We start from the raw sequence: 26,736 nt of genomic DNA, 5'->3' as shown, positions 1-26,736 counted from the left end.
CCCGAGGCCGCCCGCCCGCTCACGGCTCCTCGGCGGTCCGTGTCTCGATCGCCCGCAGGACGGCGACCATGTCCTCGCCGCCGTGCCCCTGTGCCACCGTCTCCTCGAACAGGGTGTGGCAGACGTCGAGGAGCGGCGAGGCGATACGGGCCTTGCGGGCGGCCTCGGCGATCAGCCGGTTGTTCTTGAGCACGTCCAGCGCCGCCGCCTGCACCGCGAAGTCCCGCTCACGCAGCTTGGGCGCCTTCATCCGGGACACCGCGCTGGCCATCGGGCCCGCGTCCAGGACGTCCAGGAACAGCCGGCGGTCCAGGCCCTGCCGCTCGGCGAAGTGGAACGCCTCGGTCAGCCCGGTCACCTGGGTGATCAGGAAGATGTTCACCGCCAGCTTCATCAGCAGCGCACCCGGCACCGCACCGCACGCGAACGCCTCCCGGTACACCGGTGCCAGCAGTGGCCGTACGGCCGCCACGGCGGCCTCCTCCCCGGCGAGCATGGCCACCAGTTGCCCCTGCTCCGCCGGCACCCGGGACCCGGAGACGGGTGCCTCGACGTACCGCCCGCCGGCGGCGCGGATCTCGGTCTCCAGGGCGTGGGAGTACTCCGACGAGGTCGTGCCCATGTGGACGACGGTCCGGTCCGCCACCCGCGCGGCCAGTTCGGGCGTGCCCCGGCCGAGCACCCCGTCCGTCGCCGCCTCGTCGGCGAGCATCAGCAGCACCACCTCGGCCCGCGCGAACACCTCCCCGGCGTCCGCGGCGACCTCGGCGCCGGCCGCGCGCAGCGGCTCCGCCCGCTCGGGGGTCCGGTTCCAGACCAGCAGGGGTGTGCCGGCCGACGCCAGGCGCAGGGCCATGGGCCGCCCCATCACTCCGAGACCGATGAATCCGACGTGCATGGCTGGCCGCCCTCCGCGCCAGGGGTCGACTATGACAGCGGTCATAGTAGCCGTTGCTATGACGCCGGTCATAGAGTGGCGGCGGAGGAACGGAGGTCGACGATGACGCAGGCCCGGCGCGGACCGCGGGAGCGGATGGTGTTCAGCGCGGCTCAGCTCATCCGGCGGCAGGGGGTCACCGCGACCGGCATGCGCGAGGTCGCCGCGCACGCGGACGCACCGCGCGGCTCCCTCCAGCACTACTTCCCGGGCGGCAAGGAGCAGTTGGTCAACGAGGCGGTCGCGTGGGCCGGCCGGTACGCGGCCAGGCGGGTCGCCCGCTTCCTCGCGGGGCTCGACCGGCCGACGCCGAGCGGCCTCTTCGCGGCCATGGCCGCGCAGTGGACCGACGAGTACGCGGCCGACGGCTTCACGGCGGGGTGCCCGGTCGCCGCCGCCACCGTCGACTGCGCCACGTCCGGCGACTCGACCCGCGAGGCGGCGGCCACCGCGTTCGCGACCTGGCGGGGCCCGGTCGCCGAGGCGTTGACCGGCATGGGCGTCCCCCCGGTCCGCGCGGACTCCCTGGCCACCCTCATGATCAGCACGCTGGAGGGGGCGATTCTGATGGCACGCGCCGAACGGGACGTACGCCCCCTCACGACGGTCGTGGAGGAACTGGGCCCCCTGCTGGACGCCGCCACGGGAGAGGGACGAGCGGGAGAAGCAATCGCGGCGGCCGACTGATCCGCCGGGCCGTCAGCCGGTCGCCCGCTCCGCCGTCAGATAGGCGATCACCATGTCCCCGAGCATGGTCCGGTAGTGCTCACGCCGCGCCGGGTCCACCAGGTCCCGGCCGAACAGGGCGCCGAACGTGTGCCGGTTGGCGACCCGGAAGAAACAGAACGAGCTGATCATCGCGTGCAGGTCGACCGCGTCCACGTCGGCCGTGAACAGCCCGGACTCCTGCCCGGCGGCGAGGACGCGGCGGATCACGTCCAGCGCCGGGGAGCCGCTCCCGCCCAGCTTCCCGGAGGCCGTGATGTGCTCGGCGCCGTGGATGTTCTCGATGCCGACCAGCCGGATGAAGTCCGGGTGCCGCTCGTGGTGGTCGAAGGTCAGCTCGGCCAGCCGCCGGATCGCGGCCACCGGGTCCAGGTGGTCCACGTCCAGCTCCCGCTCGGCGTCCCGGACCACCCCGTACGCCCGCTCCAGCACGGCCGTGAACAGCTGCTCCTTGCCGCCGAAGTAGTAGTAGATCATCCGCTTCGTGGTACGGGTGCGGGCGGCGATCTCGTCCACGCGGGCGCCGTCGTAGCCGGCCCGCGCGAACTCCTGCGTGGCCACGTCGAGGATCTCGGTCCTGGTGCGGGCGGCGTCGCGCGCCCGCCCGCCGGGTCGTACCGGTTCGTCGACGCTGGTCATCGCTGTCCTTCGGGCCGTGAGGCGCCGCAGCGGCGCGCTCGTTCGCGTGCCGGTGATTGTAGGAGCAGGGTCCCGGCGCGCGACGGGGTCCGCCCCGGTGCGCGACCTCACTGGCGGCTGACCGCGCGGGTGACGCCGGCGATCACCGTCGTCGCCAGGATCCAGCCGGTGAGGACGAGGACGTAGGCGAGCACCTGGTAGCCGCCGCGCGGCGCGAACGCGGAGTCCTGCCCGAAGGAGATCACCGGCAGCAGCAGGTCGAGCGTGTAGAACACCGGCTGGAACGGCGGTGCCTCGTCCGCCTTCAGCGGCAGGGGGTGGTGCAGCGCGAAGGCGACGGAACCGATCGCGAGCAGCGACAGCAGCCAGCCGGCGGCGCGCAGCGGCCGGAAGCCGTAGCCGACGGTGACGTCCTGGACCAGGCCCCACAGCCGGCCGTACCAGGGGAGCGTGCGGCGGTGCCGGCGCTGCTTGGCGAGCTGCACCAGGCGGGCCGCGTGGTCGTCGCCGACGCGGCGGTAGGCGGCCGTCAACTGCTCGTAGGCGTGCGGGATGTAGCCGTCGCGGTCCCGCTCCAGCACGGGCAGGCGGCGCTCGGCGCCCTCGTGCGGGACCAGGGAGGTGTACGACAGGTGGTTGAGGAGCACCTCGCCGGGCGCGCACTCCGGCTCCAGGAACAGCACGTCGATCTGTGCGCGGCGCAGGTTGAGGGCGCCGTCCATGGGCGGCCCCTTGCGCAGCCACAGCTCGCCGATGGCCGTGCTGCTGGCCCGCAGCGCCGAACCGCCCGGATGGGACAGGGCGGTGTACGACAGGTCGAGCCGCCCGGCTATACGGGCGCCGCGCAGGCCCATCGAGCCGCGCACCCGCGCGTACCGCACCAGCATGTCGCCGCCCACGGCGAACGTCTCCGCCTCCAGCGCGGCGTTGCCGGGGTTGTCGAGCCGCGCCTCGCCGAGGTTGACCGATCCGGCGACGGTCGCGCCGCTCAGCCGCGCCTGCCCGCGGGTGCGCAGCCCCGGCGCCCACAGGTCGGCGCCGATCACGGCCTGGTTGAGCTGGAGCACCGGCTCTTGCGCGTCCGGCGCGGCCACCTCGGCGCCCTCCAGGTACAGGCTGCCGGCGATCCGGGCACCGCCCAGCCGCACGATCCCCGTGCAGCGGGCCCGGGTCAGCCGCACGGCACCGTCGACCTGCATGGCGTGCGCGACCAGTCCGGGCAGGACGGACTCGCTGAGGTTGAGTTCGCGCAGCCGGGCGGCGTGGTACCGCGGGGCCTCCTCGAAGTGGCAGTGCCGCAGCCGCACCGGGTGGTCGACGGTCGCGTACTGCAGGTCCAGCCGGCCCGTGATCCGGGCGCCCGCCAGACTGAGCGCGGCCGTCTCGCCGTCCTGCCGCGGCCCGCCGAGGAGCAGGGCCCGCACCACCCGGGCCCGTACGGTCCGCGCGGCGCCCCAGTCCGCCCCGTCGGCGGGGTCCTCGTCGGGTGACTCCCGGAAGTCCACGGCCTCCCCGCGCGGGAAGGCCCGCCACAGCCGTTCCTCGGCCGCCGTCAGATCGCTGATGTCCACCGGCGGGACTCTCACCCGGGGGGCGGGCGGCTGTCAATCCGCCCGGACGGGCGGCGGGTTGAACGCGAGCGCCCCCGGTTCCGCCGTCGGCGGACCGGGGGCGCTCGGCCGTGCGGTGCCGGCTACGGCCGGACGTTCCACTCCGTGATCACCGGGCGGTCGTGTTCCGTCGACAGACGGCTGACCGTGCCGGTGGCCAGCTGGAACAGCCGGCCGTCGGCGGGCGGCAGGCCCAGCCGGCGCGCGGTGAGGACGCGCAGGAAGTGGGCGTGGGCGACGAGGACCACGTCGCCCCCGGCCAGGGCCGGGGCCAGGCGGGCCAGGACCCGGTCGGCGCGGGCGCCGATCGCCTCCGGCGACTCGCCGGGGTGCCCCTCGGGGCCGGGCGGCACGCCGTCGGTCCACAGGTCCCAGTCGGGGCGGGAACGGTGGATCTCGGCGGTGGTGATGCCCTCGTAGCCGCCGTAGTCCCACTCGTGCAGGTCGGGGTCGGGCACGACCCCGGGTATGCCCGCCAGTTCGGCGGTGCGCAGGGCGCGGCTCAGCGGGCTGGCGAGCGCCAGGGCGTAGGTCCGGCCGGTGAGGAGCGGGGCGAGGGACTTGGCCTGTTCCTCGCCGTGCTCCGTGAGGGGCAGGTCGGTCCAGCTGGTGTGCTGTCCCGACAGGCTCCACTCCGTCTCACCGTGGCGGACCAGCAGGAGGTCCCCCACGGCAGGTCAGTCCTTCTTCTCGACCGCGTGGCCGCCGAACTGGTTGCGCAGCGCGGCGATCATCTTCATCTGCGGGGAGTCGTCCTGCCGCGAGGCGAACCGGGCGAACAGGGACGCGGTGATCGCGGGCAGCGGCACGGCGTTGTCGATGGCCGCCTCGACGGTCCAGCGGCCCTCGCCGGAGTCCTCCGCGTAGCCGCGCAGCTTCTGGAGGTGCTCGTCCTCGTCCAGGGCGTTGACCGCGAGGTCCAGCAGCCAGGAGCGGATGACCGTGCCCTCCTGCCAGGAGCGGAACACCTCGCGGACGTTCTCCACCGAGTGCACCTTCTCCAGCAGCTCCCAGCCCTCGGCGTAGGCCTGCATCATCGCGTACTCGATGCCGTTGTGGACCATCTTGGAGAAGTGCCCGGCGCCGACCCGGCCCGCGTGGACGTAGCCGTAGGGGCCCTCCGGCTTGAGCGCGTCGAAGATCGGCTGGAGCCGGTCCACGTTCTCCTTGTCGCCGCCGACCATGAGCGCGTAGCCGTTCTCCAGGCCCCACACACCGCCGGAGACGCCGGCGTCGACGAAGCCGATGCCCTTGATGCCGAGCGCGGCGGCGTGCTTCTCGTCGTCCGTCCAGCGGGAGTTGCCGCCGTCGATCACGGTGTCGCCGGGGGACAGCAGGTCGCCGAGTTCGTCGATGACGGTCTGGGTGGCCGTGCCGGCCGGGACCATCACCCACACGTGGCGGGGCGCGTCGAGCTTCTCGACCAGTTCGGCGAGGCTCTTGACGTCGGAGACCTCAGGGTTGCGGTCGTAGCCGATGACGGTGTGGCCGGCGCGGCGGATCCGCTCGCGCATGTTGCCGCCCATCTTGCCGAGACCGATGAGACCGAGCTGCATGATCACTTCTCCGATGCGTTCTTGAGAGTGCGGTAGGCGGCGACGAGGGCCGTGGTGGACGGGTCGAGACCCGGCACGTCCGCGCCCTCGGTGAGGGCCGGTTCGACGCGCTTGGCGAGGACCTTGCCCAGCTCCACGCCCCACTGGTCGAAGGAGTCGATGTTCCACACCGCGCCCTGGACGAACACCTTGTGCTCGTAGAGGGCGATCAGCTGGCCGAGCACCGACGGGGTCAGCTCGGTGGCGAGGATGGTGGTGGTGGGGTGGTCGCCGCGGAAGGTGCGGTGCGCGACCTGCTCCTCGGCCACGCCCTCCGCGCGGACCTCCTCGGCGGTCTTGCCGAAGGCGAGCGCCTGGGTCTGGGCGAAGAAGTTGGCCATCAACAGGTCGTGCTGGGCCTTGAGTTCGTCACTCAGCTCGCCGATGGGGCGGGCGAAGCCGATGAAGTCGGCCGGGATGAGCTTGGTGCCCTGGTGGATCAACTGGTAGTAGGCGTGCTGGCCGTTGGTGCCCGGGGTGCCCCAGACGACCGGGCCGGTCTGCCACTCCACCGGGTTGCCGTCGCGCTGCACCGACTTGCCGTTGGACTCCATGTCCAGCTGCTGGAGGTACGCGGTGAACTTCGACAGGTAGTGCGAGTACGGCAGCACCGCGTGGGTCTGGGCGTCGAAGAAGTTGTCGTACCAGATGCCCAGCAGGCCCAGCAGCAGCGGCGCGTTGGCCTCGGCGGGCGCGGTGCGGAAGTGGTCGTCGACGGTCCGGAAGCCGTCCAGCATCTCGCGGAACCGGTCCGGGCCGATGGCGATCATCAGGGAGAGGCCGATGGCGGAGTCGTAGGAGTACCGGCCGCCGACCCAGTCCCAGAACTCGAACATGTTGTCCGGGTCGATGCCGAACTCGGTGACCTTCTCCGCGTTCGTGGACAGCGCCACGAAGTGCTTGGCCACGGCCTTCTCGTCGCCGTCGAAGGCCCTCAGCAGCCAGGAGCGGGCGGAGGTGGCGTTGGTGATCGTCTCGATCGTGGTGAACGTCTTGGACGCCACGATGAACAGCGTCTCGGCCGGGTCCAGGTCGCGGGTGGCCTCGTGCAGGTCGGAGCCGTCCACGTTCGACACGAACCGGAACGTCAACTCCCGTGCGGTGTACGGGCGCAGCGCCTCGTAGGCCATCGCGGGTCCGAGGTCGGAGCCGCCGATGCCGATGTTGACCACGTTCCTGATGCGCTTGCCGGTGTGGCCGGTCCACTCGCCGGAGCGGACGCGGTCGGCGAAGCCGGCCATCTTGTCGAGCACGGCGTGCACCTTCGGCACGACGTTCTCGCCGTCGACCTCGACCACCGCGTCCCGGGAGGCCCGCAGCGCGGTGTGCAGCACCGCCCGGTTCTCGGTGAGGTTGATCCTCTCGCCGCGGAACATGGCGTCCCGCAGCGCGAACACGCCGGTGGCGGTGGCGAGTTCCTGGAGCAGGGCCAGGGTCTCGTCGGTGATCAGCTGCTTGCTGTAGTCGATGTGCAGGTCGCCGACCCGCACGACGTACCGCTCGGCGCGGCCGGGGTCCGCCGCGAACAGCTCGCGCAGGTGCGGCTGGCCCTGGGCGCGGTGGTCGGCGAGGGCCGTCCACTCGGGCCGGTGGGTGAGCTTCGGGTACTCGGCCATCTCAGGCGTTCTCCTTGGTGCCCTCGCCCTGCAGGGCGATGGCGTACATCTCGTCCGCGTCGAGGCGGCGCAGTTCCTCGGCGATCAGTTCGGAGGTGGGGCGGACCTTCAGGGCGAGGGTGCGCGGCGGCTGGCCCGGCAGGGTCAGCGTGGCCAGCGGGCCCTCGGGGCGGTCGACGACGATCTCGCCGTTCGCGGTGCCGAGGCGTACGGCCGTCACGAACGGGCCGGCGCTGTGCACCCGGTCCACCGGGACGCCCAGGCGGACCTGGAGCCAGCGGGCGAGCAGCTCGGCGCTGGGGTTGTCGGCCTCGGCCTCGACGGCGGCCGAGGTCACCTTCACACGGGCCTGGTCCAGGGCGGCGGCCAGCATCGACCGCCACAGGGTCAGCCGGGTCCAGGCGAGGTCGGTGTCGCCGGGGGCGTAGGTGCGGGCCCGGGCGTCCAGGACCTCCAGCGGCCGCTCGACGGCGTACAGGTCGGTGATCCGGCGCTGGGCGAGCGCGCCCAGCGGGTCCTTGGACGGGGCCTCGGGCGCGTCCACCGGCCACCACACGACCACCGGGGCGTCCGGCAGCAGCAGCGGCAGCACCACCGAGTCGGCGTGGTCGGACACCTCGCCGTAGGTGCGCAGCACCACCGTCTCGCCGGTGCCGGCCTCGGAGCCGACCCGGACCTCGGCGTCCAGCCGGGAGTGGGTGCGGTCGCGCAGGGTGCGGGCCTGCCTGCGGATGACGACCAGGGTGCGCGAGGGGTGCTCGTGCGAGGCCTCCTCGGCCGCCTTGATCGAGTCGTAGGCGTTCTCCTCGTCCGTGACGATGACCATCGTCAGGACCATGCCCACGGCGGGCGTCCCGATGGCGCGGCGGCCCTGCACCAACGCCTTGTTGATCTTGCTTGCCGTGGTGTCGGTCAGGTCGATCTTCATGGCCTGCGCCAGCTCCGTCCGTCTCGTGCGAGCATCTCGTCGGCTTCCCTCGGTCCCCAGCTGCCCGACGCGTACTGCGCCGGCCTGCCGTGCGACGCCCAGTACTCCTCGATCGGGTCGAGGATCTTCCAGGACTCCTCCACCTCCTGGTGGCGGGGGAACAGGTTGGCGTCGCCGAGCAGTACGTCCAGGATGAGCCGCTCGTACGCCTCCGGGCTCGACTCGGTGAACGACTCGCCGTAGGCGAAGTCCATCGACACGTCCCGGATCTCCATCGACGTGCCCGGCACCTTCGAGCCGAACCGCACGGTCATGCCCTCGTCCGGCTGGACGCGGATGACGATCGCGTTCTGCCCCAGCTCCTCGGTGGCGGTGGAGTCGAACGGCGAGTGCGGGGCCCGCTTGAAGACCACCGCGATCTCGGTGACCCGGCGGCCCAGGCGCTTGCCGGTGCGCAGGTAGAAGGGGACGCCCGCCCAGCGGCGGTTGTCGATGCCCAGCTTGATCGCGGCGAAGGTGTCGGTCTTCGACTTGGGGTCGATGCCGTCCTCCTGGAGGTAGCCGACGACCTTCTCGCCGCCCTGCCAGCCGGCCGCGTACTGGCCGCGCACGGTGTGCCGGCCCAGGTCCTCCGGCAGCCGCACCGACTTCAGCACCTTCAGCTTCTCGGTGAGCAGCGCCTCGGCGTCGAACGCGATCGGCTCCTCCATGGCGGTCAGCGCCATGAGCTGGAGCAGGTGGTTCTGGATGACGTCGCGGGCGGCGCCGATGCCGTCGTAGTAGCCGGCCCGGCCGCCGATGCCGATGTCCTCGGCCATCGTGATCTGCACGTGGTCGACGTACGACCGGTTCCAGATCGGCTCGTACATCTGGTTGGCGAAGCGCAGCGCCAGGATGTTCTGGACGGTCTCCTTGCCGAGGTAGTGGTCGATGCGGAACACCTGGTCCGGCTCGAACACCTCGTGCACGATCGTGTTCAGCTCACGCGCGCTGTCCAGGTCGTGCCCGAACGGCTTCTCGATGACCGCGCGGCGCCAGGAACCCTCCGGCGGGCTGGCCAGGCCGTGCTTCTTCAGCTGCTGCACGACCTTCGGGAAGAACTTCGGCGGCACCGAGAGGTAGAAGGCGAAGTTGCCGCCGGTGCCCCGGGAGGAGTCCAGCTCGTCGACGGCGTCCTTCAGCTGCTTGAACGCGGTGTCGTCGTCGAAGTCACCGGGGATGAACCGCATGCCCTCGGCGAGCTGCTGCCACACCTCCTCGCGGAACGGGGTGCGGGCGTGCTCCTTCACGGCGTCGTGCACGACCTGCGCGAAGTCCTGGTCGGCCCAGTCCCGGCGGGCGAACCCGACGAGCGAGAAGCCCGGCGGCAGCAGACCGCGGTTGGCCAGGTCGTACACGGCCGGCATCAGCTTCTTGCGGGACAGGTCGCCGGTCACTCCGAAGATGACCAGGCCCGACGGCCCGGCGATGCGGGGGAGCCGGCGGTCCCGGGCGTCCCGCAGCGGGTTCTCCCAGTCGGCGGCCGGGGCCACCGGCACGCGCACCTCCTCGGGTGCGGGCGCCTGGGCGGGTGCGTTCTCGGTCATCGGGCGTCAACTCCCTTGCTCTTCAGGGACTTCGCTACGGCGTCCAGGAGGTCCTGCCAGGCCACCTCGAACTTGGCGACACCCTCGTTCTCCAGCTGCCCGACGACCTCGTCGTAGGAGATGCCGAGCCGCTCGACGGCGGCCAGGTCGGCGCGGGCCTGCGCGTAGCCGCCGGTCACGGTGTCACCGGTGATCTCGCCGTGGTCGGCGACCGCCTTGAGCGTGGCCTCCGGCATGGTGTTGACGGTGCCCGGCGCGACCAGCTCGTCCACGTACAGGGTGTCCTTGTACGCGGGGTCCTTCACACCGGTGGACGCCCACAGCGGGCGCTGCTTGTTCGCCCCGTCCGCGGCGAGTGCCGTCCAGCGGCCGGACGTGAAGACCTCCTCGTACGCCTCGTAGGCGAGGCGGGCGTTGGCGAGGGCCGCGCGGCCCTTGAGGGCGAGGGCCTCGTCGGTGCCGAGGGCGGTCAGCCGCTTGTCGATCTCGCTGTCCACGCGGGAGACGAAGAAGGACGCCACGGAGTGGATCGTGGCGAGGTCAACGCCCCGCTCGCGGGCCTTCTCCAGGCCGGCCAGGTAGGCGGCCATGACCTCGCGGTAGCGCTCCAGGGAGAAGATCAGGGTCACGTTGACGCTGATGCCGAGCCCGATGACCTCGGTGATCGCCGGCAGGCCCGCCTTGGTCGCCGGTATCTTGATCATCACATTGGGCCGGTCGACCAGCCAGGCCAGCTGCTTGGCCTCGGCGACGGTGGCCTCGGTCTCGTGGGCGAGACGGGGATCGACCTCGATGGAGACCCGGCCGTCACGGCCGGCGGAGGCGTCGTACACCGGACGCAGGATGTCGGCGGCGTCCCGCACGTCGGCGGTCGTCATCATCCGTACGGCCTCGTCGACCGTCACCCCGCGTACGGCGAGGTCGGTCAGCTGCTCCTCGTAGCCCTCACCGGAGCCGATGGCGGCCTGGAAGATGGACGGGTTGGTGGTGACACCGACGGCGCTTCCGCTCGCCACCAGCTCGGCGAGGCTGCCCGAGGTGATCCGCTTGCGGGACAGGTCGTCCAGCCAGATCGACACGCCCTCGTCGGCGAGGCGCTTGAGGGCTCCCGGGGTCGGGATTGCTTCGGTCACTGTGCTCATCTCTCTTTTTGTGCGTCTGCGGTGCGTCGGTGTGCTTGGTGTGCTTGGTGGTGCGTCGGTGTCAGGCGCGCGTGGCGGCGAGCGACTCGCGGGCCGCGGCGGCGACGTTCTCGGGGGTGAAGCCGAACTCGGCGAACAGGGTCTTGGCGTCGGCGGAGGCGCCGAAGTGCTCGAGCGAGACGATGCGTCCGGCGTCACCGACGAACCGGTACCAGGTCAGGCCGATGCCGGCCTCGACGGCGACCCGGGCCTTCACGGCCGGCGGCAGCACCCGCTCGCGGTACTCGCGCGGCTGCTCCTCGAACCACTCCACGGACGGCATGGACACCACGCGCGTGCCGGTTCCCTCGGCCTCCAGCCGCTCCCGCGCGGCCACGGCCAGCTGCACCTCGGAGCCCGTCGCGATGATGATCACCTCCGGGACCTCCGTCGAGGACTCGCGCAGCACGTAGCCGCCCTTGGCCGCGTCCGCGTTCGGCGCGTACACCGGCACGCCCTGGCGGGTGAGCGCGAGCCCGTGCGGGGCGGGGTGCGTGGCGTGCCTCTTCAGGATCTCGGCCCAGGCGACCGCGGTCTCGTTGGCGTCCGCCGGGCGGACGACGTTCAGGCCCGGGATGGCGCGCAGTGCGGCCAGGTGCTCGACCGGCTGGTGGGTGGGGCCGTCCTCGCCGAGGCCGATGGAATCGTGCGTCCACACGTACGTCACCGGCAGCTGCATCAGCGCCGACATCCTGACGGCGTTGCGCATGTAGTCGGAGAACACCAGGAAGGTGCCGCCGTAGATCCGGGTGTTGCCGTGCAGGGCGATGCCGTTCATCTCCGCGGCCATGGAGAACTCGCGGATGCCGAAGTGCACGGTACGGCCGTACGGGTCGGCACCGGGCAGCGGGTTGCCCTCCGGCAGGAAGGAGCTGGTCTTGTCGATGGTGGTGTTGTTCGACCCGGCGAGGTCGGCGGAACCGCCCCACAGCTCGGGGAGGACCGGGCCGAGCGCCTGGAGCACCTTGCCGGAGGCGGCGCGGGTGGCGACGGACTTGCCCTCCTCGAAGACCGGGATGCTCTCCTCCCAGCCCTCGGGCAGCTCGCCCTTGCTGACGCGGTCGAACAGCGCGGCCCGCTCGGGGCTCGCGGCACGCCACTCGGCGAGCCGCTTGTCCCAGGCCGCGTGCGCCTCGGCACCCCGGTCCAGGGCCCGCCGGGTGTGCTTCAGGACGTCGTCGGCCACCTCGAAGGTCTGCTCCGGGTCGAACCCGAGGAGGCGCTTGGTGGCGGCGATCTCGTCCTCGCCGAGCGCGGAACCGTGGGAGGCCTCGGTGTTCCGGGCGTTCGGGGCCGGCCAGGCGATGATCGTGCGCATCGCGATGATCGAGGGCCGCTCGGTCTCGGCCTGGGCGGCCTTCAGCGCGGCGTGGAGGGCGGGGACGTCGATGTCGCCCTCGGCGGTGGGCGCGACGCGCTGGGTGTGCCAGCCGTAGGCCTCGTACCGGCCCAGCACGTCCTCGGAGAAGGCGGTCGCGGTGTCGCCCTCGATGGAGATGTGGTTGTCGTCGTAGAGGAAGACCAGGTTGCCGAGCTTCTGGTGGCCGGCGAGCGAGGAGGCCTCGGCGGAGACGCCCTCCTCCAGGTCGCCGTCGGAGACGATGGCCCAGACGGTGTGGTCGAAGGGGGAGGTGCCGGCGGGGGCCTCCGGGTCGAACAGGCCGCGCTCGTAGCGGGCGGCCATCGCCATGCCGACGGCGTTGGCGACGCCCTGGCCGAGCGGGCCGGTGGTGGTCTCCACGCCCGCGGTGTGCCCGTACTCGGGGTGGCCCGGGGTCTTCGAGCCGTGCGTGCGGAAGGCCTTCAGGTCGTCCAGCTCCAGCTCGTAGCCGGCGAGGAACAGCTGCGTGTAGAGGGTCAGCGAGGTGTGGCCGGGGGAGAGGACGAACCGGTCACGGCCGGTCCACTCCGGGTCGGCCGGGTCGTGTCGCATCACCTTCTGAAAGATCGTGTACGCGGCAGGCGCCAGGCTCATCGCGGTGCCCGGGTGTCCGTTGCCCACCTTCTGCACCGCGTCGGCCGCCAGAAGTCGGGCGGTGTCCACGGCACGCCGGTCGAGGTCGGTCCACTCGAAGCTCTCGGAAGTCTGCGTAGTCATCTTCAAGAAGTCCTCGTTCAGTGCGGGATGGCTGGCCGGACGCGTTCAAACTTAAAAGTCTGACTTTTTCTGGGAAAGGTCGGGGTGTGTCAGCCTGTGGTGAATCTGGGACAGTGATCACGCGACAGAGATAGGACGAACCGGGCATGACGGGCATAGGACACCAAGCTGAGGGTGACGTGATCAGAACGTTCCCCTTCCCGGCCGATCTGGCCGTCGGCGGCGTCGGCATGCAGATCGGCCCGATGGGCACCGACCACCGCTGGCACGTCGACGCCCCCCTGCACCGCGTCCACCGTATCGACTTCCACGTCGTCATGCTCTTCACCGGCGGCCCGGTACGGCACATGATCGACTTCGCCGAGTACGAGGCCACGGCCGGCGACCTCCTGTGGATCCGCCCCGGACAGGTCCACCGCTTCTCCCGGGAATCCGTGTACCGCGGAACCGTCCTGACCATGCAGCCGGGCTTCCTGCCCCGCGCCACCGTCGAGGCCGCCGGTCTGTACCGCTACGACCTGCCGCCGCTGCTGCACCCCGATCCCGCGCAGCTGGCCGCGCTCCACGCGGCCCTCGACCAGCTGCGCCGCGAGTACGAGGACACCGAGACGCTCCCGTCCGGCCTGCACACGGCCGTCCTGAGACACAGCCTCACCGCCTGCCTGCTGCGCCTGTCCCATCTCGCCGCCAGCGCGGCCGAGACCTCCCGGCAGCACGCCGACAGCACCTTCACCCGCTTCCGAGACGCCGTCGAGCGGGGCTTTCCCACCAACCACAGCGTCAGCGCCTACGCCGACTCCCTCGGTTACTCCCGCCGCACCCTCGTCCGCGCCGTCCGCGCGGCCACCGGCGAGACACCCAAGGGCTTCATCGACAAGCGCGTCGTCCTGGAGGCCAAGCGCCTCCTCGCCCACACGGACCTGCCGATCGGCCGCGTCGGGGTGGCCGTGGGCTTCCCCGACGCGGCGAACTTCTCCAAGTTCTTCCACCTGCACACCGGCCAGACGCCGGTGGCGTTCCGGGCGGAGCTGCGCTGAGCGCCCGCGTGGGCGGCGGCCCCGGCTGGTGCCGGACCAGGTGCCGTCTTGTGCGGGCACGGCCGGCGGGGCCCTCATGACGGCGGCGCCGGGGGCCGACGTCCACGTGCACGTCGGCCCCCGGCGCCGCGGGCCCGCCCGGTCAGTGACCGAAGTCGAACCAGTTCACGTTCACGAAGTCGGCCGGCTGGCCGCTGGTGAAGGTGAGGTAGACGTCGTGGGTGCCGGTCACCGCGCCGATGTTGGCCGGGACCGTACGCCAGGACTGCCAGCCGCCCGTGTCGCCCACGGCGAAACTGCCGACGGGCGCGTTGCCGCGGCTGTCCAGGCGCACCTCGACCAGGCCGCTGACCCCGCCGGCCGCACCGCTCGCGACCCGGGCGTAGAACTGCCTGGCCGCCGTGGAACCGAAGTTCACGCCCTTGTACAGCGCCCAGTCGCCGTTCGCCAGGCTCCCGATGTCCTGGCCTCCGCCGGTGTCCGTGGTGGTCTCCGTGACGACGCCGGACTGACTGTCGTAGGACTCGGCCTGCACGGGGCTGTAGGCGTCCCGGTTGCCGGTCGGCGGGGGAGTGGTGCCGCCGCCCGAGGACCGCAGGACCTGGACGTAGTCGACGGCCATCGGGTGGCCGGGCTCGGTGCCGCCGTCCGGGCCGCCGCCGAACGCGGCCGGGAAGCCGCCTCCCATCGCGACGTTGAGGATGAGGAAGTAGCCGTGGTTCGTGGCGTTCGCCCACGTCGTCGCGTCGACCTGGTTCGCCCGCACCGTGTGGAAGTTGACGCCGTCGAGGTAGAAGCGGATCTCCTCGGGGCTGGTGGAGCGGTCCCACTCCATCGCGTAGGTGTGGAAGCCGGCCTGACAGGTGGTGCCGGCGCAGGAGGTGGAGTTGCCGATGCCGGAGGTCTCGTTGCAGGGGCCGCCCGGGTTCGTGCCACAGTGCATCGTGGCCCAGTCGGTGTTCAGGCCCTGGACGTTCTCCATGATGTCCAGCTCGCCGATGCCCGGCCAGTTCCAGTAGTTGCCGCGGAACGGGGCGCCGAGCATCCAGAACGCCGGCCAGTAGCCCTTCGCGGCGGCTCCGGTGACGTTCGGCATCTGGATGCGCGCCTGGACGCGCAGCTTCCCGCCGGCCGGGGGCTGGAAGTCGCTGCGGGTGGTCTCGATCCGGCCGGAGGTCCAGTGGCCGGAGGCGTCACGGCGCGGGGTGATGAGCAGGTTGCCGTTCCCGTCGAGCGCGACGTTGCTCGTGCTCGACGTCATCGTCTCGACCTCGCCTGTGCCCCAGTTGGCGGCCCCGCCGGGGTAGGAGGTTCCGGTGTCGTACTGCCAGTCGGCCGTGTTGACGCCCGAGCCGGCCGCGCCGTTGAAGTCGTCCACGAAGACCTGCGTCCAGCCCGAGGGCGGGGTGGGCGCGGAGGCGTCGGCGGGTGCGGTGGCGGCCGTGGCGAGGGCCGCGGCCAGGCCGAGCGTGGCGACGGCGGCGGTGAACGCGCGCCGCAGCGGGCGGGGTCTGGGGATGCCGGAGGATGCGCTCATGGGGAGCCTCTCGGTACGGGGAGTGTGCGGGGATTTCGTGAGAGCGCTCTCACGCAGACTTCCCTGCGCTGCTTGAGAGCGCTCTCACGGTGCCGCCAATGTGCTCCCCGGCCCGAGGACCGTCAAGAGTTGAAGCAAGGAAAGTCCTTGCCGCGCACGGCAGTTCACGGGGTGAAGCCACCCGTACCGGCGCAGACCGCGCCGCCCGCCACTCGGCGCCGGGCCCCTTCCCGGGCCGGCTCGTGCGAGGTCCGCCGCACGGCCGGGCCCCGCTGCCGCCGGGCCGGCGGAGCGGGCCGCCACCGGAAGGCGACCGGCATCGGTCTCCGGCTCGGCTCGCGCACCGCCCGCCGCGGTTCGCGTACCGCCGCCCGCAGGGGCGCGCGGCGCACACCTCTCCGTACCGAACGATGCTCCCGGCCGGTCCTCGCCGTCACCGCGCGCGGTGTCAGCCGGGCCGGACCGCTGCCCCGCTGCGGTCCCACGGCAGGGGGACGGCCGTGATCCCGTCCGGGCGCGGATGCGCAAGCCCGGCGGCGGGCCGACAGCCGTTCGCCGGGGCCGGCTCCCGGGTGGCCGCCGGCCACGCGGGGTGCCGTACCGGGCGTCGCAGCGGGCGTGACCCTCCACGGCCGGCGCACCGCTGCCCGTCGAGGCGAACCACGCGCCGGGTGATGCCGGGGGCCGTCCGTTCGCCGGCGGGCCGGGTCCCCCGGGCGGTCGCCGTGGCGGACTACGTGCCGCACGCGACTCAGGTCACCGTCGCCCGTGGACCGGTCGGCGCTGCGCCGAGGCCCTGCGGCCCGGCGTACCGCACACGACAACGGAGGGTCGCTCCGCCGAGCGGCCCTCCGTGTCGCTCACCGGCGCGTCAGCCGGTGAAGCCGGCCGTGATCGAGGTGAACTGCCAGTTGTTCTGGCTGATCCCGGAGCAGTTCTCGGCGACACCGCCGCCCGGGCAGGGCCGGTCGCGGTTGACCGACCAGAACGCAAGGCGCGCGATGTGGTGCGCGTTCGCCCAGTCCCGGATCTGCGTCCAGATCGCCGTGGTCGTGGTCTCCTGCTGGTCGGACAGGCCGTTCATGCCGGAGATGCCGATGTGCGCGTAGGCGGTGGCGTCGTCCCAGCCGAAGGTGGACTTCAGCTTGTTCTTCAGCCCCTCCGCCGCGTTCACCGTGTTGCCGTACATGTCCGAGCCGCCGCCGAAGTCGAACGGCATGATGGTGAACACATCGATGTTCGCGCCCAGCGCCTGCGCCTGCTCGATGAGCCGGTTGCCGTAGTACGTCGGCCCGGTGGTGGACGTGCCGAAGGTGACGATGGTCTTCAGGCCGGGGTTGTTGGCCTTGACCGTCTTCAGCGCGGTGAGGATCTTCGCCTGGACGGCCTCGTTCTCGAACTCGTCGGTGTTCTCGATGTCGAAGTCGATTGCCTTCAGGCCGTAGGCGTCGACGACCTTCTGGATCGCCCCGGCGAGCGCGCTCGCGGAGGAGCAGTTGGCGCCCAGCTTGCTGCCCGACCAGCCGCCGAACGACGGCACGATGTCGCCACCGGCGGACCGGATCTGGTTGATCGCCGACTGGTCCACGCCGCCGGTCAGCGGCCGGCTGCCGTCCCACGCCGGGGTGCAGCCGCCCGAGTCCAGCACGAACGCCATCGTGAACCACTTGGCGCCGGTCGCGTTCATCACCGTGGCCGGGTTCGGCGGATCGCCCCAGCCCTCGTACAGGTAGGGCGCCGCCTGCTTGAAGCCGGTGCCGCCGCCGGTGCCCGCGTCGGTCGTCACGGTGACGGAGTTGGAGGCGGGCGAGGTGTTCCCGGCCGCGTCCCGCGCCTTCACGGTGAAGGTGTAGCTCGTGCTCGGCGACAGCCCGCTGACCGTGGCCGACGTCCCGGAGACGCTCAGGAGCTGGTTGGCCCCGCTGTAGATGTCGTACGCCGTCACGCCCGTGTTGTCCGTGGCCGCGTTCCACTTCAGCGACACGCTGGAGGACGTCTTGCCGGTGGAGGTGAGCCCGCTGGGCGCGGTCGGCGCCTGGGTGTCCCCGCCGCCTCCGCCGCCCGGGCCGTCCAGGCTGATGTCGTCGGCGTAGTAGGTGCCCTGGCCGTACCAGCCGTGCACGTAGATGGTGGCGCTGGTCTGCGAGGCGCCGGTGGTGAAGGAGACGCTGAGCTGGCTGTACGCCGACGGGGACGACGTCCAGGTGGAGGCACCGCCGTTGACGCCCAGGTACACGTAACTGCCGCGCACCCAGCCGCTCAGGCTGTACGTCGTGTTCGGCTGCACGGCGACCGTCTGGCTGCACTGCGCGTTGTCGCTGGACGTCACCGCGCCCTGGAGCGCCTTGGCGCCGCCGTGCACGGGGGAGGAGACGACCGAGCCGAGGTTGCCGGTGCAGGACCAGGGGGAGAGGCCGCCGGACTCGAAGCCGGGGTTGGTGAGGATGTTGGCCGCCTGGGCCGTGCCGGGGAGGGCGATGGCCCCGCCGACCGCCAGGGCGGCGGTGCCGAGCAGGGCGAGGAGCCGGCGTCTGGGACGCCCGAGTGTGTCGCGCACGCGATCTCCCTGTCAGGGGTGGGGTGTTCGGGAGTGCTGGGGAGTGCGGAAGCGTTGCGTCAACGAATTTGGTATGGACCAATCGCCCTGTCAAGGAGAAGAGCGGAATTGGTCCATACCGGTGGCCGTGCGCGCCTCAGAGGGGGAGCACCTCACCCGCCGGGGCGGCCCGCACGGGCGCCGGCACGGCGGGCAGCAGGACCTCGGAGTCCACCCGCTGCCGCGGCAGGGTCGCGGGCGCCAGCGGACGCGGCCCCGACACCACCGTGTAGTCCTGTCCCAGGAACGGCGGCTCGATCACCCCCGGGTCCTCGCCCAGCGCCACCTGCACGGCGGCCCACGGCGCGTTGACCCCGCAGAGCGACAGCTGGTGCAGGCCCCCGGCGGGCCTGGTGTTGACGTCCAGCAGCACCGGCCGGTCGCCGAGCATCCGGAACTGGATGTTGGACAGGTGGTGCAGTCCGAAGCCCTCCGCGATCAGCCGGGCCGGGGCCAGCCACCGCTCGTCCAGGGTGAAGCCCCGGCGGCGGCCGTTCTTGGTGCGGCCCACCGCGAGCCGGACCCGGTTGTCCGGCCCGGTCAGGCAGTCGACGGACACCTCGGGCTGCTCCAGACGCGGCATCACCAGCCAGTCCACCGGCTCCTCGGCCCGCCGCAGCGCCTCCACGACCAGGTCCAGCTGGACGTACGGGCCCGGGAAGCCGGTCAGGTCCGCGAGCGAGAACGGGGCGCGAGTGATCATCCGGAAGCCGACCCCGCCGGCGCCGGCGGCCGGCTTGAAGCACGGGCGGTGCCCGGCCGCCTCCAACTCCTCGACCGCGGCGAGGAGTTCGTCCGCCGTGTGGACCCGGTGCCACGGCGGCACCGGGACACCCACCGAGCGGACCGCCTCGTACGCGACCGCCTTGTCCTCGAACACGGCGACCGCCTCGGGCGTCGGCGCCAGCAGCGCCGTGCCGGCCGCCGCGAACTCGGCCCGGTGCGCCACGATCGCGGCCTGGTGCAGCCGGGGCACGAACACGTCGATGCCGCGCCGGGCGCACTGGTCGAGGGCGTACTCGACGTACGCCGCCGGGGACAGGCCCTCCGGCTCCAGCTCGGCGGTGTCGGCGGCGGCCAGCACGGGGGAGTCCGGGTCGCCGTGCGTGGCGTGGATCTCCACCGCGCGGTCGCTGGGATTCCTCCGCAGCTGATCCATGAAGAACACGTTCTCCGCGTACGTGCGGTTGAGCCAGACGCGTACGCGAGAGGGCATGCAGGCCGCCTTTCGGGTGTGCGGGCAGGGCGGAGCGGCCCGTGCCCGGGCAGGAGGGAGGAAGGGTCACCAAACAGCCCCGGAAAAAGGGGGGTTGAGGGCGCTGGTGTCGGGGCGATCATACGGCTTTCCCAGGGTCCCTCGTGCAACGCGGGTGTTACGGATTCGCGGCCCGTCCGGTCGCGGATCCACGGGCCGCCCGGTCGCGGACGCGCGCGAGGCGGACCGGTCACGGACGCGCGAGGCGGACCGGGTCCTGATCGCGACACGCGGCGGGGGGAACCTCTTGTCCGGTGCCCGCGGCATGTGGTCTCGTTGTGCCATCGGATGATCGGAAGGGGTGTGCGGGGTGGAGTCGACGGCCGGGGCCGGACAGCTGCTGGCCATCAGCGACCTCCACATCGGTTATCCGGACAACCGCGCCCTGATCGACGGCATGCGCCCCGGGAGCGACGACGACTGGCTGATCGTGGCCGGCGACGTCGCGGAGACCGTCGCCGACATCCGCTGGGCCCTCGGCACGCTCGCGGGCCGCTTCAGCAAGGTGCTGTGGGCACCCGGCAACCACGAGCTGTGGACACATCCGAGCGACCCGGTCACGCTGCGTGGCGTCGCCCGCTACGAGCACCTGGTCGAGGTGTGCCGCGAGCTGGGCGTCGTCACCCCCGAGGACCCCTACCCCGTGTGGCGCGGCGCCGGCGGCCCGGTCGCCGTGGCCCCCCTCTTCCTGCTCTACGACTACTCGTACCTGCCGGCCGGCTCCGCCACCAAGGCGGAGGGCCTGGCCTACGCGGAGAGCACGGGCATCGTCTGCAACGACGAGTTCCTGCTGCACCCCGACCCCTACCCGACCCGTGAGGCCTGGTGCCGGGCCCGGGTCGCCGAGACCGAGCGCAGGCTGGCCGAGCTGCCCGAGGACCTGCCGACCGTGCTGGCCGGGCACTGGCCGCTGGACCGGCACCCCACCGAGGTCCTGTGGCACCCCGAGTTCGCCATGTGGTGCGGCACCACGCTGACCGCCGACTGGCACCGCCGGTTCCGGGTCGCCACCATGGTCTACGGCCATCTGCACATCCCCCGCACCACCTGGCACGACGGAGTCCGCTTCATGGAGGTCTCCGTGGGATACCCCCGTGAGTGGCGCAAGCGTCCGGATCCGCCGGGAAGGCTGCGCCGCGTCCTGCCGATGGAGGTCGAAGCAGGTGATCGAGGAGCTGCTCCCGGAGTCGGTCGTGGCCGTGGAGGCGCGCGCTGACGACCCCCTGTGGGACTCCCCGCTCCACCCGGCGGAGGAGGCGCTCGTCGTGCGCGCGGTGGCCAAGCGGCGCCGTGAGTTCGCGGCCGTCCGGGGCTGTGCCCGGCGCGCCATGGAGAAGCTCGGCGTGCCGCCGCAGCCGGTGCTCACCGGCGAGCGGGGTGCTCCGAGCTGGCCGGACGGGCTGCTCGGCAGCATGACCCACTGCGACGGCTACTGCGCCGCCGCGCTGGTCCGCGCCACCGACCTCGCCTCCCTGGGCATCGACGCCGAACCGCACGGCCCGCTGCCGGAAGGGGTGGGCCCCTCCGTCTTCCTGCCCGCCGAGACCGAGCGGCTCGACCGGCTGGCCGCGCGGTGGCCCGCCGTGCACTGGGACCGGCTGCTGTTCAGCGCGAAGGAGTCCGTCTACAAGGCGTGGTTCCCGCTCACCCGCCAGTGGCTGGACTTCTCCGAGGCCGACATCACCGTACGGCCGGACGCCGAGAGTGGAACCTCCGGCACCCTGCACGCCGAGCTGCTCGTCCCCGGCCCCCTGGTCGGCGGCACCCGGCTCCAGACCTTCGAGGGCCGGTGGGCCGTGCGCCACGGCGTCGTGGCCACCGCGGTGGTCATACCCCGCCCCGCCCCGCACCCCTGACGGCGATCCCGCCGGCCCCCACCGCCGCCGCCCGTCGTCCGGGTGACGGCGGCGGCACCGCGCCGGCACGGCGCTCAGCCGGGCCGGCACCAGTCGCGCAGGAGCCGGAAGAACTCCGCCTCGTTGCCCGCGAGCCCCGCCAGGGCCAGTGCCTGTTCCGCCTCCGCGAGCACGACGGGCGGGACGACGGCGGGCCGGTCCTCGCCCGGCGGTCCGTCGAAGGCGGCGCGCACCGTGTGCAGCAGACGCAGGTAGGCCTGTACGGCGGTGCGCTCGCGGTCGGTCAGTACGGCGGTGGGCATCGGTCGGCTCTCCCCGAGTAGGCGTCACGGTCACGCGCCCTGCGGCGCCGTGCACCGCGTCGTACGGCGCACACTCCCAGCTTGCCGCCCACCACTGACAACGCCGCCCGGCTCCGCGCCGGTTAGCCCGCTTAGCCGAGGCGGAACCGCCCCGACCACCGCACCCGACATGTCGCCTGACCTCGGGTGAAACGTTTCTCAACTTCCCTGCCCCGTACCCCGTTCCGGCGCCGCCGGTACGGCCTCCCGGCGTGCGCGGGCGTCGAGCGCGCCCCGGTGGCACGGACCGCCCGTCCGGCGAGCCCGGTCCGGTTCAGCCCTGCGGGCCCGGATACCCCAGCGACGCCTCGATGCGGCCGGCCACCCCGTCCCGCTGCACCGGCCCGCGCAGAGCCGAACCGGCCAGCCAGGTCCGGCACTTGCTGGCCAGGAGCAGCCCGAACGTCTCGGCGTCCCGCTCCTCGGCGACGTCGAAGCGGCTGCGGGCCGCGACGCGTTGCACCGCCGCCTGGAGCGCCTCCCGGTCGGTGTGGTCGCTCAGCAGCCGGGTGGCGGCGCCGACGCCGTCCATGTGGAGCCCGCAGTGGTCGGCCTGCATGTGCCACAGCTCGTGCCCGAGGATCACCAACTGGTGGTCGGGCGCGGTGCGTTCCTCCACCACGACGACGTCCCGGTCGGTCAGGTCCAGCCACAGTCCGCTGGCCGTGCCGGGCGGGAAGGCGGCCGTACGGAAGTGCACCGGACGCCCCCGCCGGCGGCCCATCGCCTGGCACAGCGCGCGGTACAGCTCGTCCGGGGGTGCGGGCACGGGCAGCGTGAGCCCGCCCACCAGTTCGTTGCACAGCCGGCGCATGTCCCTGCCGATGCCCACAGTTCTCCCCCGGCTCACGACTCGGGCCGCTTGACGCTCTCCAGGAGCATGTCGAGCCACTCGGCGACCTTGTCCCGGTGCTGGTCGGTGGGCAACTGCGCGGCACGCCACGCGATCCCGCGCACGCCGTGGTCCTGCAGCAGCCGCTCCAGCGGGTCCTCCGGGTCCTCGGCGGCGGCCCGCTCCCGGTCCGCGAGCTTCTGCAGCAGCTCCTGCTCCGTGCGTTGCAGCGCGCCCGCCAGTGCCTCGGGGTCCTCCGCGGTGAGGAAGCCCGCGTGCACGCGGAAGAAGCGCTGGAGGGCGTCGCAGTGCTCCATGGTGGGCCGCCGGTCGCCGTTGATGAGGGCGCCGGCCTGCTGCCGGGACATGCCCGCGCCGTCGGCGATCTCCTGCTGGGTGTACCGGCGTCCGCCCGGCTTCAGCCGGGTGCGGCGCAGCAGGTCCAGGCGCTGCAGGAAGCGGGCCTGTACGTCCGGCTCGCCCGCGGGCCGACCGCTGAGCAGGGCCTTGACCACCGGCTCCGGCACCCCGCAGGCGATCGAGAGCCGGCCCACGTCGAAGACCTCGGCGTGCGGGACACCGAGGCGGTCGGCGAGCGCGGTGACGCGGGCGACGACGGCCGGCAGCTGGGCGGTCGCCGAGGCGCCCGGATCCTCGTAGCCATCCGTCACCGACAGAACTCCTACGTCTCTAGAGGGCTTCAGATGCGTCCGTGCTTCTCACGAGCGGTCGCCGTGAACTTCCCGGAGAGTAGCCGGTGTCTCGAACTCACATCCAGGTGTCGCCACAACTGTGGCGAATTTCAGCCGTCGACCGGCACGAAATGCCACGATAGTTGACATGGCTCTTGCCTGGGCACCAGGATCGCATCGCCGCGAGAAAGGCCGCAGAGGCAAGAGGGGTGACCTCCCGATGGCACATCAGGCAGGAGGGCAGCGGCCGGCACCGCGGCCCGTCCCCGACACCTGCGAGATCCAGGCGTACCTCCAGGACTACGGAGCGCTGCTGGAGTCACAGTCCTGCCCGTCCCTGGTCGTCGACCACCACTGGAACGTGGTCATGGCCAACAGCGCGTTCGAGACACTTTTCCACGGTGTGCGCCCCCACCCCACGGCCATGCCGGGGGAGAACTTCCTCCGGTTCGTGCTCTTCCACCCCGACGCCGGCGAGGTCCTCGGCGAACACGAGCCCGGCTGGTGCCTGCCGATGCTGGCCCAGCTCCGCACCGCCCTGGAGACCCACGGGCACGACCACGAACTGCAGTCCGTGCGCCGGGAGATCGCCCAGGACCCGATCATGGAGGCCGCCTACCGGCAGGGCCTGCCGCACTGGATACGGGCCGTCGGCGAGGCCGCGACCCGCCTCGACGGCGCCGTACGCCTCCTGCACCACCCGGACCCGCGGCGCGGGCGCACCGAGTGCCGCATCGTCGAGGAGATCCCGCAGCCGCTGCGGGAGCTGGGCTACCGGCGGCTGACGATGATCCTGCGCGATCCCCGCCGGCCCGCCGTACCGGTGCGCCGTCCGCGCCGCCCGCGGGACGCCGCCTCGCACCTGACGGTCGTCCCGCCCACGCAGGACTGACCCGGCACCGCCGGCGTTCAGGTCGCCGACGGCGCCGGGCCGGCACGGCGTTCCCCGCGGGGCCGGGCGGTGTCTACCCCGGACGCACCACGGAGCCCCTGCGCGCACCCCGCCGCGTCCGGCAGCCACCGACTGCTTGCGCATCCCTCGACGCGTCCGGCACGCCACCGGCTGCTCGCGCACCCCCACTTCTCCGACTGCTCGCGCACCCCCACTGCTCCGGCACGCCACCGAGTCCGCCGGTCCCACTGGGACCGCTACGCAAGCCGCTTGCATGGTTTGCGATACGCTTGCGTCCATGACGCGACGACTTGCGGAAGTGGCGAAGAAGGTCGGGGTCAGCGAGGCCACGGTCAGCCGGGTCCTCAACGGCAAGCCCGGAGTCTCCGAGGCCACCCGGCAGGCGGTGCTGACCGCTCTCGACGTCCTCGGCTACGAGCGCCCGACCCAGCTGCGCGGCGAGCGCGCCCGGCTCGTCGGTCTCGTGCTGCCCGAGCTGCAGAATCCCATCTTCCCGGCGTTCGCCGAGGTCATCGGCGGCGCACTGGCCCAGCTGGGGCTCACCCCGGTGCTGTGCACCCAGACCAAGGGCGGGGTGTCGGAGGCGGACTACGTTGAGCTGCTGCTCCAGCAGCAGGTCTCCGGTGTCGTCTTCGCCGGCGGCCTGTACGCCCAGGCCGACGCGCCGCACGACCACTACCGGCTGCTCGCCGAGCGCAACATCCCGGTCGTGCTGGTCAACGCGGCCATCGAAGACCTCGGTTTCCCCGGTGTGTCCTGCGACGACGCCGTGGCCGTCGAGCAGGCCTGGCGGCACCTGGCCTCCCTCGGCCACGAGCGCATCGGACTGGTGCTCGGCCCCGGCGACCACGTGCCGTCGGCGCGCAAGCTGGCGGCCGCCCGGGCGATCGCCGGCGAGCTGCCGGACGAGTTCGTCGCGCGGGCCATCTTCTCCCTCGAGGGCGGCCACGCCGCCGCCGCACGCCTGATCGACCGGGGCGTCACCGGCATCATCTGCGCCTCCGACCCGCTGGCGCTCGGCGCCGTCCGGGCGGCGCGCCGCAAGGGCCACGACGTCCCGGGCCGGATCTCGGTCGTCGGCTACGACGACTCGGCGTTCATGAACTGCACCGAGCCCCCGCTGACCACCGTCCGCCAGCCCATCGAGGCCATGGGACGCGCGGCCGTGGAGCTGCTGAACGCGCGGATCGGGGGCACCGCCGTACCCGCCGAGGAGCTGCTGTTCGAGCCGGAACTGGTGGTGCGCGGCTCCACCGCGCAAGCTCCGCGCGACTGAACTCCGGAAGATCCAGCCTCCTGTCGAACAATTGCAGATTCCGCGCGACATCTTGCGCGCCGATGTCCACGGTGCTTGAGTGTGCGACGCCCACCGCTCCTGCCATGAGTGCCATGAGGGGTCCACCGATGAGACACACCGGGTTCCGCCGTACCGTCCTCGCGATCGGCGTCTGTTCCTCCCTCGCCCTCGCCGCCACCGCCTGCGGGTCCGGTGACGACGATTCGGCGAGCGGCAAGACCCGCATCACCGTCAACTGCGAACCGCCGAGGAGCGCCAAGCTCGACCGCTCCTTCTTCGAGGCGGACACCGCGGCCTTCGAGGAGGCCAACCCGGACATCGACGTCGTCGCGCACGACGCCTTCCCCTGCCAGGACCCCAAGACCTTCGACGCCAAGCTCGCCGGCGGCCAGATGGAGGACGTGTTCTACACGTACTTCACGGACGCGCGGCACGTCGTCGACGTCCGCCAGGCCGCCGACCTCACCCCGTACCTGAAGGAACTCAAGAGCTACGACAGCATCCAGAAGCAGCTGCGGGACATCTACACCGTCGACGGAAAGGTCTACGGCATCCCGCGCACCGGATACTCCATGGGGCTGATCTACAACCGCGCGCTCTTCCGGAAGGCCGGCCTGGACCCCGACAAGCCCCCGGTGACCTGGGACGAGGTCCGCGCCGCCGCCAAGAGGATCGCCGCCCTCGGCGACGGCACCGTCGGCTACGCCGACTACAGCGCGCAGAACCAGGGCGGCTGGCACTTCACCTCCGAGCTGTACTCCCAGGGCGGCGACGTCGTCAGCGCGGACGGCAAGAAGGCCACCGTCGACACCCCCGAGGGCCGCGCCGTCCTGGAGAACCTGCACGACATGCGGTGGACCGACGACTCGATGGGCAGCAAGCAGCTCCTCGTCATCAACGACGTGCAGCAGATGATGGGTTCGGGCAAGCTCGGCATGTACCTCGCCGCCCCCGACAACATCCCGATCCTCGTCAAGGAGAAGGGCGGCAACTACAAGGACCTCGCCCTGGCTCCCATGCCGGGCGGCAAGGGCACCCTCATCGGCGGCGACGGCTACATGTTCAACAAGAAGGCCACGCCCGCCCAGATCCGGGCCGGCCTGAAGTGGCTCGACCACATGTTCCTCACCCCCGGCAAGGGCTTCCTCGGCGACTACGCGCGCGCCAAGAAGCACGACGCACCCGTCGGCCTGCCCGAGCCGCGCCTGTTCACCGGTGCCGCCGACGCCACCGACCAGCGGGTGAAGAAGGCCAACGCCAACGTCCCGGTGGAGAACTACCAGGCGTTCCTCGACGGCAACCACCAGCTCCAGCTGAAGATCGAGCCGCCGCACGCCCAGCAGATCTACTCCGTCCTCGACGGCACCGTCTCCGCCGTGCTGACCAAGAAGGACGCCGACATCGACCAGCTCCTCAAGGAGGCGTCCGGCAAGATCGACAGCATTCTGGCCCGGAGCTGACCGC

General features: G+C 72.2%; 23 protein-coding genes. 7 read left to right on the top strand and 16 right to left on the bottom strand.

Annotation, left to right across the window (positions count from 1 at the left end; genetic code table 11):
* Window positions 1-19 precede the first annotated feature (19 nt).
* On the bottom strand, window positions 20-898 hold the full coding sequence (locus tag LG395_RS00370) for an NAD(P)-dependent oxidoreductase (protein WP_225807992.1): 879 nt from the start codon (window positions 896-898) through the stop codon (window positions 20-22).
* Window positions 899-1,000: 102 nt separating this feature from the next.
* Here LG395_RS00370 and LG395_RS00365 point away from each other — a divergent pair, with 102 nt between their 5' ends.
* The gene (locus LG395_RS00365; RefSeq protein WP_225807991.1) at window positions 1,001-1,624 is read left to right on the top strand and encodes a TetR/AcrR family transcriptional regulator; all 624 of its coding nucleotides are present in this window, start codon (window positions 1,001-1,003) and stop codon (window positions 1,622-1,624) included.
* A 12-nt stretch (window positions 1,625-1,636) separates the two neighbouring features.
* Here LG395_RS00365 and LG395_RS00360 read toward each other — a convergent pair whose 3' ends face one another.
* From LG395_RS00360 to tkt, 9 genes are all read right to left on the bottom strand, one after another.
* Window positions 1,637-2,302: a TetR/AcrR family transcriptional regulator gene (locus LG395_RS00360; RefSeq protein WP_225807990.1), complete on the bottom strand. Its 666-nt coding sequence runs from the start codon at window positions 2,300-2,302 to the stop codon at window positions 1,637-1,639.
* A gap of 107 nt (window positions 2,303-2,409) precedes the next feature.
* Window positions 2,410-3,873: a membrane-associated oxidoreductase gene (locus tag LG395_RS00355; protein ID WP_225807989.1), complete on the bottom strand. Its 1,464-nt coding sequence runs from the start codon at window positions 3,871-3,873 to the stop codon at window positions 2,410-2,412.
* A gap of 122 nt (window positions 3,874-3,995) precedes the next feature.
* The gene (locus LG395_RS00350; protein WP_171150963.1) at window positions 3,996-4,583 is read right to left on the bottom strand and encodes a histidine phosphatase family protein; all 588 of its coding nucleotides are present in this window, start codon (window positions 4,581-4,583) and stop codon (window positions 3,996-3,998) included.
* A 6-nt stretch (window positions 4,584-4,589) separates the two neighbouring features.
* Window positions 4,590-5,468 (bottom strand): phosphogluconate dehydrogenase (NAD(+)-dependent, decarboxylating), encoded by an 879-nt coding sequence (gnd, locus tag LG395_RS00345; protein ID WP_171150961.1) that lies wholly within the window; start codon window positions 5,466-5,468, stop codon window positions 4,590-4,592.
* 2 nt (window positions 5,469-5,470) lie between these two features.
* Window positions 5,471-7,123, bottom strand: coding sequence for a glucose-6-phosphate isomerase (gene pgi / locus LG395_RS00340; protein WP_171150959.1), 1,653 nt, complete (start codon window positions 7,121-7,123; stop codon window positions 5,471-5,473).
* A 1-nt stretch (window position 7,124) separates the two neighbouring features.
* A complete protein-coding gene (gene opcA / locus LG395_RS00335; protein WP_171150956.1) occupies window positions 7,125-8,051 on the bottom strand; it encodes a glucose-6-phosphate dehydrogenase assembly protein OpcA in 927 nt (308 codons plus the stop codon).
* The gene (gene zwf / locus LG395_RS00330; protein WP_171150954.1) at window positions 8,048-9,637 is read right to left on the bottom strand and encodes a glucose-6-phosphate dehydrogenase; all 1,590 of its coding nucleotides are present in this window, start codon (window positions 9,635-9,637) and stop codon (window positions 8,048-8,050) included. Before zwf ends, opcA begins: the two co-directional genes overlap by 4 nt.
* Window positions 9,634-10,779, bottom strand: coding sequence for a transaldolase (tal, locus tag LG395_RS00325; protein ID WP_225807988.1), 1,146 nt, complete (start codon window positions 10,777-10,779; stop codon window positions 9,634-9,636). Before tal ends, zwf begins: the two co-directional genes overlap by 4 nt.
* Before the next feature lie 61 nt (window positions 10,780-10,840).
* Entirely contained in the window at window positions 10,841-12,916 is a 2,076-nt protein-coding gene (tkt, locus tag LG395_RS00320; protein ID WP_225807987.1) for a transketolase, read from the bottom strand.
* A gap of 146 nt (window positions 12,917-13,062) precedes the next feature.
* Here tkt and LG395_RS00315 point away from each other — a divergent pair, with 146 nt between their 5' ends.
* Entirely contained in the window at window positions 13,063-13,953 is an 891-nt protein-coding gene (locus LG395_RS00315) for a helix-turn-helix domain-containing protein (protein WP_171150949.1), read from the top strand.
* A gap of 142 nt (window positions 13,954-14,095) precedes the next feature.
* Here the strand turns inward: LG395_RS00315 and LG395_RS00310 are convergent, their stop codons facing one another.
* The 3 genes from LG395_RS00310 to LG395_RS00300 all read right to left on the bottom strand — a co-directional run bounded on the left by LG395_RS00310 (window position 14,096) and on the right by LG395_RS00300 (window position 19,302).
* Window positions 14,096-15,490: a glycoside hydrolase family 16 protein gene (locus LG395_RS00310; RefSeq protein WP_171150947.1), complete on the bottom strand. Its 1,395-nt coding sequence runs from the start codon at window positions 15,488-15,490 to the stop codon at window positions 14,096-14,098.
* An 871-nt stretch (window positions 15,491-16,361) separates the two neighbouring features.
* Window positions 16,362-18,047 carry a carbohydrate binding domain-containing protein gene (locus LG395_RS00305; RefSeq protein WP_225807986.1) on the bottom strand — a complete coding sequence of 562 codons (1,686 nt, stop codon included), beginning with the start codon at window positions 18,045-18,047 and terminating at the stop codon, window positions 16,362-16,364.
* A 136-nt stretch (window positions 18,048-18,183) separates the two neighbouring features.
* Window positions 18,184-19,302, bottom strand: a complete 1,119-nt coding sequence (locus LG395_RS00300; RefSeq protein ID WP_225807985.1) for an ATP-grasp domain-containing protein — start codon at window positions 19,300-19,302, stop codon at window positions 18,184-18,186.
* 349 nt (window positions 19,303-19,651) lie between these two features.
* On the opposite strand from LG395_RS00300, the gene LG395_RS00295 reads away from it, so the two are divergent.
* On the top strand, window positions 19,652-20,557 hold the full coding sequence (locus LG395_RS00295) for a metallophosphoesterase family protein (protein WP_171150941.1): 906 nt from the start codon (window positions 19,652-19,654) through the stop codon (window positions 20,555-20,557).
* Window positions 20,505-21,197 carry a 4'-phosphopantetheinyl transferase family protein gene (locus tag LG395_RS00290; protein WP_171150939.1) on the top strand — a complete coding sequence of 231 codons (693 nt, stop codon included), beginning with the start codon at window positions 20,505-20,507 and terminating at the stop codon, window positions 21,195-21,197. The genes LG395_RS00295 and LG395_RS00290 overlap by 53 nt, the downstream gene beginning before the upstream one ends.
* Window positions 21,198-21,271: 74 nt before the next feature.
* Here the strand turns inward: LG395_RS00290 and LG395_RS00285 are convergent, their stop codons facing one another.
* From LG395_RS00285 to LG395_RS00275, 3 genes are all read right to left on the bottom strand, one after another.
* Complete coding sequence (locus tag LG395_RS00285; protein WP_225807984.1) at window positions 21,272-21,499, bottom strand: hypothetical protein; 228 nt, start codon at window positions 21,497-21,499, stop codon at window positions 21,272-21,274.
* Between the two features lie 313 nt (window positions 21,500-21,812).
* The gene (locus LG395_RS00280; protein ID WP_225807983.1) at window positions 21,813-22,370 is read right to left on the bottom strand and encodes a toxin-antitoxin system, toxin component; all 558 of its coding nucleotides are present in this window, start codon (window positions 22,368-22,370) and stop codon (window positions 21,813-21,815) included.
* 14 nt (window positions 22,371-22,384) lie between these two features.
* Window positions 22,385-23,041: a helix-turn-helix domain-containing protein gene (locus tag LG395_RS00275; RefSeq protein ID WP_030643317.1), complete on the bottom strand. Its 657-nt coding sequence runs from the start codon at window positions 23,039-23,041 to the stop codon at window positions 22,385-22,387.
* A gap of 241 nt (window positions 23,042-23,282) precedes the next feature.
* Here LG395_RS00275 and LG395_RS00270 point away from each other — a divergent pair, with 241 nt between their 5' ends.
* From LG395_RS00270 to LG395_RS00260, 3 genes are all read left to right on the top strand, one after another.
* Entirely contained in the window at window positions 23,283-23,954 is a 672-nt protein-coding gene (locus tag LG395_RS00270; RefSeq protein ID WP_225807982.1) for an MmyB family transcriptional regulator, read from the top strand.
* 298 nt (window positions 23,955-24,252) lie between these two features.
* Window positions 24,253-25,251: a LacI family DNA-binding transcriptional regulator gene (locus tag LG395_RS00265; RefSeq protein ID WP_171150930.1), complete on the top strand. Its 999-nt coding sequence runs from the start codon at window positions 24,253-24,255 to the stop codon at window positions 25,249-25,251.
* Window positions 25,252-25,379: 128 nt separating this feature from the next.
* Entirely contained in the window at window positions 25,380-26,732 is a 1,353-nt protein-coding gene (locus LG395_RS00260; protein WP_225807981.1) for an ABC transporter substrate-binding protein, read from the top strand.
* Window positions 26,733-26,736 lie beyond the last annotated feature (4 nt).

The organism is Streptomyces spinosus, assembly GCF_020400655.1.
Taxonomy (GTDB): Bacteria; Actinomycetota; Actinomycetes; order Streptomycetales; family Streptomycetaceae; genus Streptomyces; species Streptomyces argyrophylli.
Note: the sequence above shows the minus strand (reverse complement) of the source record. Positions and strands in the feature narration are given on the sequence as shown.

Coding starts and splice junctions, on each gene's coding strand:
- LG395_RS00370 (WP_225807992.1), bottom strand. CDS start 898: ATGCACGTCGGATTCATCGGTCTCGGAGTGATGGGGCGGCCCATGGCC.
- LG395_RS00365 (WP_225807991.1), top strand. CDS start 1,001: ATGACGCAGGCCCGGCGCGGACCGCGGGAGCGGATGGTGTTCAGCGCG.
- LG395_RS00360 (WP_225807990.1), bottom strand. CDS start 2,302: ATGACCAGCGTCGACGAACCGGTACGACCCGGCGGGCGGGCGCGCGAC.
- gnd (WP_171150961.1), bottom strand. CDS start 5,468: ATGCAGCTCGGTCTCATCGGTCTCGGCAAGATGGGCGGCAACATGCGC.
- pgi (WP_171150959.1), bottom strand. CDS start 7,123: ATGGCCGAGTACCCGAAGCTCACCCACCGGCCCGAGTGGACGGCCCTC.
- opcA (WP_171150956.1), bottom strand. CDS start 8,051: ATGAAGATCGACCTGACCGACACCACGGCAAGCAAGATCAACAAGGCG.
- zwf (WP_171150954.1), bottom strand. CDS start 9,637: ATGACCGAGAACGCACCCGCCCAGGCGCCCGCACCCGAGGAGGTGCGC.
- tal (WP_225807988.1), bottom strand. CDS start 10,779: ATGAGCACAGTGACCGAAGCAATCCCGACCCCGGGAGCCCTCAAGCGC.
- tkt (WP_225807987.1), bottom strand. CDS start 12,916: ATGACTACGCAGACTTCCGAGAGCTTCGAGTGGACCGACCTCGACCGG.
- LG395_RS00315 (WP_171150949.1), top strand. CDS start 13,063: ATGACGGGCATAGGACACCAAGCTGAGGGTGACGTGATCAGAACGTTC.
- LG395_RS00310 (WP_171150947.1), bottom strand. CDS start 15,490: ATGAGCGCATCCTCCGGCATCCCCAGACCCCGCCCGCTGCGGCGCGCG.
- LG395_RS00300 (WP_225807985.1), bottom strand. CDS start 19,302: ATGCCCTCTCGCGTACGCGTCTGGCTCAACCGCACGTACGCGGAGAAC.
- LG395_RS00285 (WP_225807984.1), bottom strand. CDS start 21,499: ATGCCCACCGCCGTACTGACCGACCGCGAGCGCACCGCCGTACAGGCC.
- LG395_RS00270 (WP_225807982.1), top strand. CDS start 23,283: ATGGCACATCAGGCAGGAGGGCAGCGGCCGGCACCGCGGCCCGTCCCC.
- LG395_RS00265 (WP_171150930.1), top strand. CDS start 24,253: ATGACGCGACGACTTGCGGAAGTGGCGAAGAAGGTCGGGGTCAGCGAG.
- LG395_RS00260 (WP_225807981.1), top strand. CDS start 25,380: ATGAGACACACCGGGTTCCGCCGTACCGTCCTCGCGATCGGCGTCTGT.